This window comes from Providencia sp. PROV048 (assembly GCF_033688165.1).
Lineage (GTDB): Bacteria > Pseudomonadota > Gammaproteobacteria > Enterobacterales > Enterobacteriaceae > Providencia > Providencia hangzhouensis.
In genome coordinates this window covers 1,550,676-1,564,383 of sequence record NZ_CP096360.1, presented here as the reverse complement: position 1 = coordinate 1,564,383, position 13,708 = coordinate 1,550,676, and the positions used below count along the sequence as shown (strand labels likewise).

The following is a 13,708-nucleotide window of genomic DNA, read 5'->3' as shown; positions in this document are numbered from 1 at the left end:
AATATTTATTACAAGCTTTCAGTGAAAGTACGAGTAATAACATCACGTTGTTGTTCAGGCGTTAATGAATTAAAACGCACTGCATAACCAGAAACACGGATTGTTAATTGTGGATATTTTTCTGGGTTTTTAACTGCATCTTCTAATGTTTCACGACTTAATACGTTAACATTTAAGTGCTGACCACCTTCAACACGTACAGTTGGTTTCATTTCTAAAGGAACTTCACGATACTCAAAAGCACCTAATTCGTCTTTAGCAACGATTTGCCCTTCGTTATAATCGGCTTTCGCACAAACACAACGAGCTTCATTTTTTTCGTCATCCAGTAACCAAAACGAATTCATCAATGCTGCATTATCAGTTTTAGTAATTTGAATACCTGTAATCATGTCGACCTCCACGTTCGAGCTAGATTGCATTCGATTTGCTTAATAAATCGAAGCTACATTAACCATCAATCTTATGAAAACTTGTAATTGGATATTTGGTCTAACCAATGTATATAGGTATTTTATACCAGCTAGATCCCCTATTTTCTTTGATATTTATCAATTATTCCGCTTAGTAACTAATTCAACCAACCCAACATTATGATTTAAATCAAAATTCATAATTCACTTTTTTAACTATTTTTATATATTTTCAATTTTTTTTAAAGATTAATACTCAATATCAGGGCTTTATCTCTCCCTCATGAACCAGTAAGCTTATAGCTATCAACTGGTTCATATAATTGTTCCTTCTTAAATTCATTGTTATGGAATATTTCATGTCAAACTCCATTACGTGGCACGATGTTATTGGCCCTGAAAAATCAAAACCTTATTTCAAAGAAACGTTGGCTTATGTAGCAGAACAACGCAAAAATGGTAAAATTATCTATCCTGCTCAAGACGACGTTTTTAATGCATTTAGGTATACCGAGCTTTCTGATATTAAAGTTGTTATCCTTGGGCAAGACCCTTACCATGGGCCAGGGCAAGCTCACGGCCTCTCTTTTTCCGTACTCCCAGGAATTAAGCCACCACCATCATTAGTCAATATGTATAAAGAGCTAGCAAAAGATATTAGTGACTTTCAAAGGCCTAATCATGGGTACTTGCTCAGTTGGGCTCAACAAGGTGTTTTACTCCTTAACACCGTCCTCACCGTCGAGCAAGGCAATGCCCATTCCCATGCACATTTAGGTTGGGAAACATTTACAGATAAAGTTATTGAAGCAATTAATGAAAATACCGAGGGCGTGATCTTTTTACTCTGGGGCTCTCATGCCCAGAAAAAAGGTAAAATTATTGATACTAAACGCCATCATGTTCTGAAAGCCCCACATCCCTCCCCACTTTCTGCTCATCGCGGGTTTTTAGGTTGTGGGCATTTTTCACAAACAAATGAAATTTTAGCTCAGCAAGGCAAAAAACCTATAGATTGGACACCTGTAATTAGCGAATAATTTCAAATTGCGGACAATAAAAAATGGGATACTCACGTATCCCATTTCATCGATTATTTAGACACAATAACCATTGCAGGTCTGAGTAAACGGTTATTTAACGTGTACCCTTTTTGCATCACATCAATCACATGATTAGCTTGGTGATCAGGTGACTCAATCATCGTCATCGCTTGATGAACTTCAGGGTTGAATGGCACATTCACTTCACTGACAGGCTCAATACCGAACTTAGCCACTGCATCTAAAAAGGTTTTTAACGTTAAATTTAAACCTTCTAACATCGCTTTAGACTCTTCACTTTCGTGATCAGCAGCTTCTATTGCACGTTCCAAGTTATCAATCACTGGCAATAATTCATTTGAGAATTTTTCCAGTGCAAATTTATGTGCCTTTTCGATATCTTGCTCAGTCCTACGACGAATATTTTCAATTTCTGCGTGTGCACGTAACATCGCTTCACGTTCAGTTTTTTGTGAAGCTTCTAACTGTTGCTCAAGCTCAGCAATACGCGCGGCTAACGCTTGTTCGTCTGCTTGTAACTCATCAGCTTGTTGAACGCTGGCTTCTTGCTCAGCTTGAACTTTTTGTGATTCATTTTGTTCAAAAGCTTGCTCATCATGCATGTTTTGGTCTTTACTACTCATGAATATCTCCGCGTATTTAGCATTAATCCCATATATGAGAGTATTATGGGGATCTAATACAGGGATTCAAGGGAAGTCATACAATCAGAGGCCAAAAAAGTATGCGAAAGGACAATAATACAGCACTACCACATTTTAAAACGATAGGCATTGTCGGGCACCCTAGGCATCCTGAAGCATTGGCAACTCATGAATTAATATACCATTGGTTAATTTCAAAAAATTATCATGCCATTATCGATAAACAAGTTGCTAAAGATTTAAAATTATCTAATGCCAACACTGGTACATTAACTGAAATAGGCCAACAGGCTGATTTAGTTGTCGTCGTTGGCGGGGATGGCAATATGCTTGGCGCTGCTCGTATTTTATCCCGGTATAATAATAAAGTGATCGGTGTAAATCGTGGTAATCTCGGTTTTCTTACTGATTTAGACCCTGATAATGCATTGCAACAACTTTCAAGTGTTCTTGAAGGAAAATACCGCGAAGAAAGACGTTTTTTACTAGAAGCACAAGTCATTAAAGCTAACCAAAAAGCCCGTAAAAGCACCGCAATTAATGAGATTGTTCTGCACCCAGGCAAAGTTGCGCATATGATCGAATTCGAGGTTTACATTGATGAAAAATTTGCCTTTTCTCAACGTTCTGATGGTTTGATTATCGCCACACCAACAGGTTCTACAGCTTATTCTCTTTCCGCAGGTGGCCCTATTTTAACCCCAAACTTGGATGCTATTGTATTAGTTCCAATGTTTCCACATACCTTATCCTCCAGACCACTGGTGATTAGCAGCAACAGCAGTATTCGGTTGAAGTTTTTACGAACAAATATTGATTATGAAGTCAGCTGTGACAGCCAAATTATGCTCCCTATTCAGGATGGAGAGGAAGTTATTGTTAAACGTAGTAATAAAAATCTTAATTTAGTTCATCCACAAGATTACAATTATTTCAATACATTAAGTTCAAAATTAGGCTGGGCTAAAAAAACTTTTTAATTTTTTCATTCTGCCTCTTTACTGTATAAAAAAACAGTCATACACTGTATTAAAACACAGGTGTGTATTTTTACAGGAGAGCGCAGATGCTTACCCAACTAACAATCAATAATTTTGCAATCGTACGTGAATTAGAAATTGATTTCCGTAATGGTATGACAGCCATAACCGGTGAAACAGGTGCGGGTAAGTCCATTGCTATTGATGCTCTTGGCCTATGTTTAGGTAATCGGGGGGAAGCCAATATGGTACGCCCTGGTGCACTGCGTGCTGATCTTTGTGCCCGTTTTTCCTTAGTTGATGCTGAGATGGCTGCTAATTGGCTTATTGAGCACCAACTTGATAACCAAAATGAGTGCTTATTACGTCGGACTATCTCTCCTGACGGCCGTTCCCGAGGTTTTATTAACGGCGTTTCTGTACCTTTATCACAACTTAGAGAACTCGGTACATTACTGATCCAAATTCATGGCCAGCACGCGCACCAACTCTTGCTAGATAACACTCATCAAAAGTCCCTGCTTGATGCCTATTCAAACCAGCAAGAACTACTTGCTCAAATGAAAAAAGCATGGAAAACATGGCACGACTCCTGCCAACAATTAGCCGTATTTCAAAAAGAGATGCAAGAGCGTGAATCTCGACAACAGTTGCTGGAATATCATCTAAAAGAACTGAACGAATTCCTTCCTGTTCAAGGAGAATTTGAAGAGATAGACCAAGAATATAAACAACTCGCTAATCATGGGCAATTTTTATCTATTGGTCAAACAACCACGCACATGCTATCTGAAAATGATGATGCGAACGTCATTAGTTTATTAAATATGGCAAAAAATGAATTGACTGATCTCGTTGCTCTCAATCCGAAATTTTCAGAACTTCTCAATATGCTTGAAGAAGCATCAATACAAGTCAGTGAAGTCAGTGATGAAATAAAACATTATTGCGATCAATACGAACTTGATCCCAACCGTTTATTTGAACTTGAGCAACGTATCTCTAAACAAATTAGCTTAGCTCGAAAACATCATGTTAGCCCCGAGGCACTACCTGAACTATTTCAACAGTTATTGACTGAGCAAGAACAAATTGCTAATCAAAACGAAGATTGTGAAACTTTAAACGAGCAAGTTGCTATCGATCATCAAAAAGCATTAGCTTGTGCAGAGCGTTTACACCATGTGCGACTGCATTATGCCCAAGAGTTAAGCACACTAATTACCAACAGTATGCATCAACTTTCAATGCCTCATGGTCTGTTTACTATTGATGTGAAATTTATACCAGAACAATTGCAGGTTGATGGTGCATGTAAGATAGAGTTCAATGTTACAACGAACCCAGGCCAGCCACATCAGGCGCTCGCTAAAGTTGCTTCAGGTGGTGAACTATCGCGTATCGCACTAGCTATTCAAGTTATTACCGCTAAGAAAATGGATACTCCAGCGTTAATTTTTGATGAGGTCGATGTGGGTATTAGCGGACCAACAGCCGCTATTGTTGGTAAGTTATTACGTGAGTTAGGTGAATCAACTCAAGTCATGTGTGTAACGCATTTACCTCAAGTTGCAGGTTGTGGACATCATCATTTTTATGTAAGCAAAGAAACTAATGGAGTTGAAACTGAAACTCATATGCAGCTATTAGATAAAAAATCTAGATTACAAGAGCTTGCGCGCCTTTTGGCAGGTTCAGAAGTCACCAAAAATACACTAGCCAACGCAAAAGAGTTACTTGCAGCATAATTTTTGACAACTTTTTTACGCTCATGTGGTCTTAGAGTCGATAAGGAAGGTTTTAAATTGTATCAATGTCGATTATCATTGATGTTCTGACTCCAAAAGGAATGAGATATCCATGCGTTATAAATTGTTAACTGCTGCCGCACTATCACTCGCATTAATGTCTACGGGCTGTTCAATGATGGAACGTCTTGTCTATCACCCGGACATTAACCAAGGTAATTACCTCACAGCGAAAGATGTTGCTAAGATCCAAAAAGGAATGACACAGCAACAGGTCGCTTATACTTTGGGCACGCCAATGTTATCTGACCCGTTTGGTACTCAGACTTGGTATTATGTTTTCCGCCAAGAACTAGGGCATGACCCAGTTCAGCAAGAAACTTTGACTCTGATTTTTGATCGCAATGGTATTCTTACTGACATCAAAAACGAGAAAAATCTTGCCGCGCAGGAATCAATGGAAGCTGCTGAAACAAAAGCATCAGAAACTAAAACAGCTGACTAACCACAAACACTAAGAACCACCTAGTGTGATAGTAACAACCTGTTTTATGAAGGACTTATTCAGGCGGGTTGTTATTATGAGTATCTTTATTAAAAATTTATTTAGACTCAACTTGTATAAATAAATTTAAAGACAAAAACCGAGCTTTGCTCGGTTCGCTACGTATAATCGGTTTACTTATTTTTAACTTCTTTAAACTTTTCCGCTCGTTTGCGACGTAATTCTTTTGGGTCTGCAATCAAAGGTCGATAAATCTCAACACGATCCCCATCTTGCACTAAATCTGTCAATTTAGCAGGGCGACTATAAATACCAATCTTATTTTTTTTAAGATCAATATCATCTCTAAGAGCTAAAATACCAGAAGCTAGTATTGCTTCTTCTATTGTCGCCCCCTCTTTCACTTTTACTGATAGCAAAAATTGCTTTTCAGGAAGCGCATATGTCACTTCAATATTCAGCTCAGACACTGTATACATCCTTTGCTCTTAAAGTGAAGGCTTGAACCATATTATTAGCTAATTCCTTAAAAATTTTGCCAAATGCAAGTTCTATCAATTTATTTGTAAATTCAAAATCAAGGTGAAACTCGATTTTACAAGCATCAGGGCTTAAAGGAATAAATTTCCAACCACCAGCTAATTTACTAAATGGCCCTTCCACAAGTTGCATATGAATGCACTTGTTATCCTCTAGCACATTTTTTGTGACAAAAGTTTTGCTAATGCCTGCTTTTGACACTTCAACAGAAGCGGTCATTTCTTCAGAACTATGACTAATAATTCGGCTACCCACACACCCCGGCAAAAAGCTCGGATATGAAATAACGTCATTAACGAGTTTATACATTTGTTCTGCGCTAAAAGGGACCAACGCAGAGCGACTAATCTGTGGCATATCAATTCCTATCCCCAAAAACTGAGCGTATAATACCATCTTTGATTGGTTAAACAAAAAACAAAACCCACATAGGGCAAGATTTGCACAATCAAAAAAATATCAGCTTAGAAAGATTTCTTTCAACTCAGCTTACAGTATAATGATTGCACTATGACAAAGAAAAAACCATATAAACCCGGTTCAGCAACAATTGCTATGAACAAGCGTGCTCGCCACGAATATTCTATCGAAGAGGAGTTCGAGGCGGGTCTATCCCTACAAGGTTGGGAAGTCAAATCACTCCGTGCAGGCAAAGCCAACATTGGAGATAGCTACGTTCTTTTAAGGGACGGCGAAGCTTATTTATTCGGTGCAAACTTCACACCGCTGACTGTTGCATCATCGCACGTTGTGTGCGACCCAACTCGTAGCCGAAAATTACTTTTAAATCAACGTGAATTAGATACACTCTACGGTAAAGTTAACCGCGAAGGTTATACCGTTATTGCACTTTCTCTCTACTGGAAAAATGCATGGTGTAAAGTTAAAATCGGCGTTGCCAGAGGTAAAAAATCTCACGATAAGCGTTCTGATATTAAAGAACGTGAATGGCAACTCGATAAAGCACGTATAATGAAACATTCTAATCGCTAACCTCTAGCTTTATAGAGTATTTTTCTGTTATACTGCGCTCAACAACTTGGGGCTGATTCTGGATTCGACGGGATTTGCGAAACCCAAGGTGCATGCCGAGGGGCGGTTGGCCTCGTAAAAAGCCGCAAAAAAATAGTCGCAAACGACGAAAACTACGCTTTAGCAGCTTAATAACCTGCTTAGAGCCCTCTCTCCCTAGCCTCCGCTCTTAGGACGGGGATCAAGAGAGGTCAAACCCAAAAGAGATCGCGTGGATGCCTTGCCTGGGGTTGAAGCGTTAAACTTAATCAGGATAGTTTGTTGGTGGCGTGTCTGTCCGCAGCTGGCAAATGAATTCAAAGACTAGACTAAGCATGTAGTACCGAGGATGTAGAAATTTCGGACGCGGGTTCAACTCCCGCCAGCTCCACCAAATATAGTATCATTGATGTTCAGTGATGATTAAAAAAGCCTTCAATTTCATAGTTGAAGGCTTTTTTTATATGTATTAATGGTCAGTTATGCTCAGTGACAAGCAAAATTTTTAGTTATATCATTAGTTATATCCCTTATGTATAACTAAAAGGCGTATAACTATATGGCGCGTACAACAGTTCCACTCAGTGATACCAAGCTTAAATCAGCAAAACCCAAAGATAAAGATTATACGCTGCAAGATGGAAATGGCTTATATCTGCTAATCAAAACAACTGGCTCAAAAATATGGCGCTTTAACTACTACCGCCCTATAACCAAAAAACGTGCACTTATTAGCTTTGGTAGCTACCCTACGGTTAGTCTTTTAGATGCTAGACTTAAACGTGAAAATGCGCGAGAGCTTCTAGCTAAAAATATAGATCCACAAGAACACAAAAAAGCGGAAGAACAACGCCTATTTGAAGAAAAAAATAATACTTTTGAAAAAATAGCTCAGCAGTGGTTCGAAATCAAAAGTAAATCTAGTTTGCAAGAATCAACCTTGAAAGACATTTGGCGTTCTCTTGAGTTACATGTCCTCCCTCATGTTGGTGATATAGCAATAGCTGATTTAAAAGCCCGCCACTTTATTAGCGCATTAGAACCTTTAAAAGCACAAGGCAAACTAGAATCAGTTAAACGAGTAGCGCAACGCATTAATGAAGTGATGTTTTATGCTGTGAATGTGGGCTATCTTGATGCCAACCCTGCTGCAAAAATTACCGCTGCTTTTGAAAATCCAGTTGTAAAAAACTTACCTGCATTAAAACCTGATCAGCTTCCTGAATTGATGGCTGCAATCCAAGGAGTCAACATTGAGCGACAAACTTATTGTTTACTGCAATGGCAATTATTAACTATGACTCGCCCAGCCGAAGCAGCCGAAGCGGCATGGTGTGAGATCGATCTTGATAATAAGCTTTGGACTATCCCACCAGCAAGAATGAAGATGAAAAGAGAACATATCATTCCTCTCTCTCCTCAAGCATTGGCAATATTAGAAACTATGAAACCTATAAGCGGTCATAGGGAACACATTTTTCCTAGTATGAAATCACCACACACTAAACCAATGAATAGCCAAACAGTTAATGCGGCTATCAAGCGTGTTGGCTTTGCAGGTCGCCTTGTAGCACATGGATTCCGTTCAATTGCATCAACTGCATTAAATGAGCATGGATTTCAACCTGATGTGATTGAAGCAGCTTTAGCCCATATCGATAGCAATGAGGTACGACGTGCTTATAACCGAGCTATTTATCTCGAACAAAGGCGTGAAATGATGGATTGGTGGGGCGAGTTTGTTGATAAAGCAATAAAAAGAAATTAAGTAAATTTTATATGCCGCATTTATTATAAAGCATAGGAATAGATCATGTCAGGTAGAATGCAACATTATATACCCCAATCGTTTCTACGTGGGTTTTCACTAGATCAAAAATCTCAGCAAACATACGTTTATAATAAAAACAAAAGTTATATATCCAATATTAATCGCATTGCAGTACAGCGTGATTTTTATTCTATCCCCTCACTTAATGGTGAAGAAACTCTTGATGATAAAATTACTAACTATGAAAGTAATAGACTAGGTGTACTACTTGGTAATTTACGTCTATCTGAAGTAGGTTCTAGCATAGATCCATATATTGCAGCTGAAGTTATCGCACACCTATCACCAAGAAGTAAAAGTATCCGAAGTATGTTTGGAAATGCCACTAATCAATTGATTGTTGGAATATCTGATATATTTTCGAACAAAGAGGCGGTTCTATCTGTAATGGAATTAAATGATCCCTTACCGAATAAAACATGGAGAGATCGTTTTTCATCCCTGCTTAATGATGACCTAGAGCTAAAAAAATTAATTGACTTTGTTATGAGTAAAACAAACATTCCAAAAACTACATTAGAAAAAATTGGGTATATGCTTATAAAGGAGAATATTTTAGGTGATACATTGCCTGTTAATGAGTTAGCCAAATATGTTTTATCAATATTAATTAATAATATTGATAAAACCATAGAGAGTGCCCATAAAAAATTTCTTAATAGTGAAATAATTGTTGAACCACGTAAACAATCACTTGTTGAATTTACATGGTTCATTTCATCAGCACAAGGAGAAGGCGCTATAATGCCCGATTGTATAGCGATTGCGCTGGATGAAGAAGGAGTGTATTTACCTTACATAATGGCTTCTGGTACTTCAATTATTGTCATGCCTTTAACATCAGAGAAAATTCTCATAGGTTTAAAGTCTATTGACTCTATACCTGATCTATCTAATTTTAACAACGAAGCATCAGCATGTTGTTCTGAATTTTTCATTTCATCATCTTCAAATCATGCCTATTTATCTGAAAATATAGGTAACCGTTGGAAAACTAAATCTGATTTTATCGTTCATGATTCACTAAATGAACTATTGAATAAAAATCAAACCAAGAATGAAGTAATATCTGACCTTAATTCTATTCCATCTGTAAGCTTTCAATTAAACTTTACTAATTGGTCGACAGATTTTGATATTCAAAGCATCAACAAAGTGATTAAGACTATCATACATAGCATGTGTCATTCACTTAATCTCAATGTTTTAGATGCCATTACTTTCACCTCTAACTTTGAAAAATCATTATCAGAAATTGATAGAGGGTTTAAATTAAACGATATATATGAAGGAACTCCTGATTACATTGCGCAAGGAGTAGCTGCTCTACTAGTTATAAAAGATGGCAAACCTAAAGTGCACCTTGTTCTTCATCAAGAATATGCATTATCTTTAATTGAAGACAATTCTGATAATACAGAAATAGCTCTACACTTTCTTGTAGCAGGACTGGCTATAGTACATATAACTGACAAAATTGAAAAAATATTACCTAACTTATTAATGGAACCCTTCAAAACATTTAATCATTCAGCTGTACTACACTGCGCACTGCGTAAAGCAGTGAGGGCTTATCAATATTCATACATTAGTGCAAATTTTGGTTCAGCAGAAATAATTGAAGAAGAATATTATAATTACTTTATAACTACATTTGATGTTTCTCAGTCCAACATATTAAAAGCAAAAGAGGAATATAAGGTAGATAGAGATAGTAATAAATTTCTTTGCTCTTTGATTAATGATGTAGGTAATATTTTAACCTGTACAGCTAGAGTAGTTGGGCACCTACAAGGAGCTAAAGGAATTTTTATACCACCAGAAAAATCATTAATTGAAACTGTAATATTGTCACACCAATTAACTGGATGGGTGAACGCTTTTGCAAGTGATTTACATACTTTTTGGAATATTGAGTTGTGGTCTAAAGACGATTTCTATGCTCTAAATATTCATGTTGAGCGATTATTATGGCCTCATCATATATTTTTATTTCCTACTGACGACAACATAGATACAACTATTTTGTCTTTATAAGGTTTAATTCTTAAATGCCATAATTGTAACTTAAAATATTTAAAGGTCATCCTAAAGCACTCTGGATGACCTTTTTATAAAACAACTTGTTGCTTTAAAGGTTAGCTTACAACATCAACTTTCAAGCAATAACGACGACTTAATTTCACGCCATTAACCTTGCACTGGCGAGTGCTTTTGCCTTGGGCATCAGTAAGTAACTTTCCTTCTGAGACCAACTGGCGAATCACAGTTTTTTTATTCCCAATAATATTACCATCAAAAAATGATGATTTTACTGCGACACACTGTACCTCTTTGATTTGAACAACAATGGCATTTAAATTGTTTAGTTTGTCCTTATCTACGAGACTCTTTTTCGGTTTGCAGGGATTTTTCAATGTATCTAATAGCTTTTGATTGAAAACAACCTTTTTAATAGGGTTTTGATCTATAGCTTTCAGATAACAATGTGTAATTCCATCAAAAACCTCCTTCTCAGTAAAGGGGAGAACCTTAGTTTTAATACCGAGTATCCCACTTGCGTAAGCTAAAGCAAAACGAGTAGCTATACGTTTATCTAATCCATTAGAACCTACATTATTCATCTCCAAGAATTTAGTAATATAGTCGTTGAGCTTATTAGTAATATACTCTGGAGATTTTTTGCTAACCTGTGTCAGTATCTTCTGTAAGAACGCATCTCCAGCTGTGCCATAATAGTTATTGCAATTTTCTTTCAAATATTCTGCATATTCAGCAGATGACGATACACCTTCAGGTAATGAATTAAAAATACCCATACCGTTATCACAATCAACAGGAACATCTATGAATCGAGCTATTTCACCATTCTTACGACTCATTAGACCAGAGCTGGCATGTTGGCTTAAAGCTTCTTCACCATTGCTTAAAGCGACTAATTGCCAACTTGCCGAACGTTCTTGATAGATATGACTTCTTGACTTACCAGTACCAGAACCAAGCATATACACAAATTTTTGCATTTTTTGGGCGGCAGCTTGGCGATTAGAGTCTATTAAAATAAGTTCGTCAGTCAATAATAAGCCATGATTACGAGACTCCGCTTGCTGCTCAAATGCAGCCTCAGTTATATTCCAATCAAGAATGTATGAAGAGTCTCCAAATACAGAAGCTGCTGATTCTAACATTGTACTTTTCCCCGAAGAACTCTCACCGTGAGCATGAAATCCTCCTGATTCTATTTTTGTAAAATAAATGCACATGCCAGCAAAAGCTGAACATAAGCCAAGCATAATATAAGGACTATATTTAGCAGTTTCTGCTACCTTATTCTTCCATTGTTCCAATGTCCCTTTAGCCTGACATGAGTAATTAAATGTTCTAGCATTAGGATTTGGAAATATCTTCAAGTCATTATGTCCACCTACTACCTCTCCTGAGTTTTTAATATAGTAGTACTCATTATCAACATAAAGAAAACCTGGTTTATTACACAGTAAAATTCTTTCATCACAATCACCTAAAATAACATCAAAAACTTCTTTGAAATTCTCATGGATAACTTTAGGTTTAAATCCATTCTCTAATAGAAAGCTTTTAAGTTTATTAGGTACTGCAATTATTGACGCTGGAATTAATAAAAAAATATCCTTATTTTTATTTACATTGAAAAACTCAACTAAACGATAAGATTCTTGCCCTTCATCTTGATATGATAAAGCAACAAGCTTAATATGTTTTGAATCCATTTTCTTTCTAGTCATAAAGGCCTCTTTGATAATCACTAAATCACCAAATCACCATTTACAACACCAGTATGTATTAGCGTTATACTAATCAAGATAAATTAACTAGTGTTCATTCCAAAAACTATCAGACTAATCAATCTTCCATATCTACAAGCATACTGGTGCTGTCTAAACAGAGATCTAGAATTTAGTTACTGGAATTACACTTAAAAAATATGTCACTGAATTTCAGTGTATCGAGCTTAACCAATGAATCAGCGAACATACGATTATTCGATATACGACGTTTACCACTATGCTTGAGCTTTCCCTCCTTATTAGTAAAAAATGCCATTTCGCACCACATGATTTTAGTTATATACTTGATAACCCCGCCAATATCATTAATTTCATCAACCACCATAGGTCTATTTTTAATGCCTTGCCGAGAGTTTAAATTCTTAGATGACTTCATGTAATCTCTAAGAGATTTGATTTTTTCACTTTCATTAGGAATTAATAAATGAAAATGAGGTTGATAATAACTAGAATTAATGCTCTCATATAAGTGGAGATCTAATTCTAGACTGCCAAAAATAAAGTTATTAAAACTAATAGATTTAAGCTTCTTTCTTAATTTATCCTTTAATAAATTAGGATTGAAATCTGGCAATTCATTTATTGTAATTTTATCTTTATAAAAAACAAGAGTGACAAAAACATATTTTTTATTTATATAATTACCGAATTGATTAACTATATCTAGCTGCTTAACCTTAATGCATTGAGCACAAGCCAAACTATTGCAATTATATTCCTCTTCGCAATCTTGAATTTTCCTAGCTAATTTTTTATAACGTTTGTTTTTTGTTTTATTATAAATAAGATTCAGTATTTTAATTCTTTCGTTATTCTCCTTTTTTTCCTCACTGCTTCGTCTATTTATACTCATCCTATTGGTATAGATTTTCATAACATAATACTCTCCTCCAGATAATAAAGATAAAATTATCCATAATCTAATATTTAAAATATGTTAGTTATTAATTATTTTACAGTGCGAGTATTAAGCCATTCTTGAACAGCATTAAGATCATAGCCAACACGTCTAATTCCGATGCGAATACGAGGAGGAAAACCAGCTTTACGCTCAAGATTGTATACTGAGTTCCGAGAACGGACATCAAGGATTAACATCACTTCTGCCATGCTACAAATTTTTATCATCTTACTCATGTGTAACC

Annotated in this window: 14 protein-coding genes and 1 other RNA gene; 8 read left to right on the top strand and 7 right to left on the bottom strand. The window is 36.3% G+C overall.

Annotation, left to right across the window (positions count from 1 at the left end):
* Nucleotides 1-8: 8 nt before the first annotated feature.
* Complete coding sequence (gene grcA, locus M1F26_RS06760) at nucleotides 9-392, bottom strand: autonomous glycyl radical cofactor GrcA (protein WP_036959024.1); 384 nt, start codon at nucleotides 390-392, stop codon at nucleotides 9-11.
* Between the two features lie 380 nt (nucleotides 393-772).
* Between grcA and ung the strand changes: the two genes are divergently transcribed.
* Nucleotides 773-1,453 (top strand): uracil-DNA glycosylase, encoded by a 681-nt coding sequence (gene ung, locus M1F26_RS06755; protein ID WP_140172284.1) that lies wholly within the window; start codon nucleotides 773-775, stop codon nucleotides 1,451-1,453.
* Nucleotides 1,454-1,506: 53 nt separating this feature from the next.
* On the opposite strand, the gene grpE is transcribed toward ung, so the two are convergent.
* Nucleotides 1,507-2,100 (bottom strand): nucleotide exchange factor GrpE, encoded by a 594-nt coding sequence (grpE, locus tag M1F26_RS06750; RefSeq protein ID WP_004264998.1) that lies wholly within the window; start codon nucleotides 2,098-2,100, stop codon nucleotides 1,507-1,509.
* A gap of 101 nt (nucleotides 2,101-2,201) precedes the next feature.
* Between grpE and nadK the strand changes: the two genes are divergently transcribed.
* From nadK to bamE, 3 genes are all read left to right on the top strand, one after another.
* The gene (gene nadK / locus M1F26_RS06745; RefSeq protein WP_140172283.1) at nucleotides 2,202-3,101 is read left to right on the top strand and encodes an NAD(+) kinase; all 900 of its coding nucleotides are present in this window, start codon (nucleotides 2,202-2,204) and stop codon (nucleotides 3,099-3,101) included.
* Nucleotides 3,102-3,187: 86 nt separating this feature from the next.
* Nucleotides 3,188-4,849 (top strand): DNA repair protein RecN, encoded by a 1,662-nt coding sequence (gene recN / locus M1F26_RS06740; protein ID WP_318837663.1) that lies wholly within the window; start codon nucleotides 3,188-3,190, stop codon nucleotides 4,847-4,849.
* Between the two features lie 112 nt (nucleotides 4,850-4,961).
* The gene (gene bamE, locus M1F26_RS06735) at nucleotides 4,962-5,354 is read left to right on the top strand and encodes an outer membrane protein assembly factor BamE (RefSeq protein WP_004265001.1); all 393 of its coding nucleotides are present in this window, start codon (nucleotides 4,962-4,964) and stop codon (nucleotides 5,352-5,354) included.
* A 173-nt stretch (nucleotides 5,355-5,527) separates the two neighbouring features.
* Here the strand turns inward: bamE and M1F26_RS06730 are convergent, their stop codons facing one another.
* Together M1F26_RS06730 and M1F26_RS06725 are read right to left on the bottom strand one after the other, a co-directional pair.
* The gene (locus M1F26_RS06730; protein ID WP_180359530.1) at nucleotides 5,528-5,833 is read right to left on the bottom strand and encodes an RnfH family protein; all 306 of its coding nucleotides are present in this window, start codon (nucleotides 5,831-5,833) and stop codon (nucleotides 5,528-5,530) included.
* On the bottom strand, nucleotides 5,817-6,251 hold the full coding sequence (locus M1F26_RS06725; RefSeq protein WP_036959027.1) for a type II toxin-antitoxin system RatA family toxin: 435 nt from the start codon (nucleotides 6,249-6,251) through the stop codon (nucleotides 5,817-5,819). The genes M1F26_RS06730 and M1F26_RS06725 overlap by 17 nt, the downstream gene beginning before the upstream one ends.
* Nucleotides 6,252-6,404: 153 nt before the next feature.
* Here M1F26_RS06725 and smpB point away from each other — a divergent pair, with 153 nt between their 5' ends.
* From smpB to M1F26_RS06705, 4 genes are all read left to right on the top strand, one after another.
* On the top strand, nucleotides 6,405-6,887 hold the full coding sequence (smpB, locus tag M1F26_RS06720; RefSeq protein ID WP_004265004.1) for an SsrA-binding protein SmpB: 483 nt from the start codon (nucleotides 6,405-6,407) through the stop codon (nucleotides 6,885-6,887).
* Between the two features lie 48 nt (nucleotides 6,888-6,935).
* Nucleotides 6,936-7,299: a transfer-messenger RNA gene (gene ssrA / locus M1F26_RS06715) on the top strand.
* A gap of 165 nt (nucleotides 7,300-7,464) precedes the next feature.
* Nucleotides 7,465-8,673 carry an integrase domain-containing protein gene (locus tag M1F26_RS06710; RefSeq protein WP_140172280.1) on the top strand — a complete coding sequence of 403 codons (1,209 nt, stop codon included), beginning with the start codon at nucleotides 7,465-7,467 and terminating at the stop codon, nucleotides 8,671-8,673.
* A 45-nt stretch (nucleotides 8,674-8,718) separates the two neighbouring features.
* Nucleotides 8,719-10,773 (top strand): DUF4238 domain-containing protein, encoded by a 2,055-nt coding sequence (locus M1F26_RS06705; RefSeq protein ID WP_140172279.1) that lies wholly within the window; start codon nucleotides 8,719-8,721, stop codon nucleotides 10,771-10,773.
* 101 nt (nucleotides 10,774-10,874) lie between these two features.
* Here the strand turns inward: M1F26_RS06705 and M1F26_RS06700 are convergent, their stop codons facing one another.
* The 3 genes from M1F26_RS06700 to M1F26_RS06690 form a co-directional block, all read right to left on the bottom strand.
* Nucleotides 10,875-12,500 carry a DUF927 domain-containing protein gene (locus M1F26_RS06700; RefSeq protein ID WP_140172278.1) on the bottom strand — a complete coding sequence of 542 codons (1,626 nt, stop codon included), beginning with the start codon at nucleotides 12,498-12,500 and terminating at the stop codon, nucleotides 10,875-10,877.
* 172 nt (nucleotides 12,501-12,672) lie between these two features.
* Nucleotides 12,673-13,437 carry a hypothetical protein gene (locus M1F26_RS06695; protein ID WP_140172277.1) on the bottom strand — a complete coding sequence of 255 codons (765 nt, stop codon included), beginning with the start codon at nucleotides 13,435-13,437 and terminating at the stop codon, nucleotides 12,673-12,675.
* Nucleotides 13,438-13,511: 74 nt separating this feature from the next.
* Complete coding sequence (locus M1F26_RS06690) at nucleotides 13,512-13,700, bottom strand: helix-turn-helix transcriptional regulator (protein WP_140172276.1); 189 nt, start codon at nucleotides 13,698-13,700, stop codon at nucleotides 13,512-13,514.
* Nucleotides 13,701-13,708: the final 8 nt, after the last annotated feature.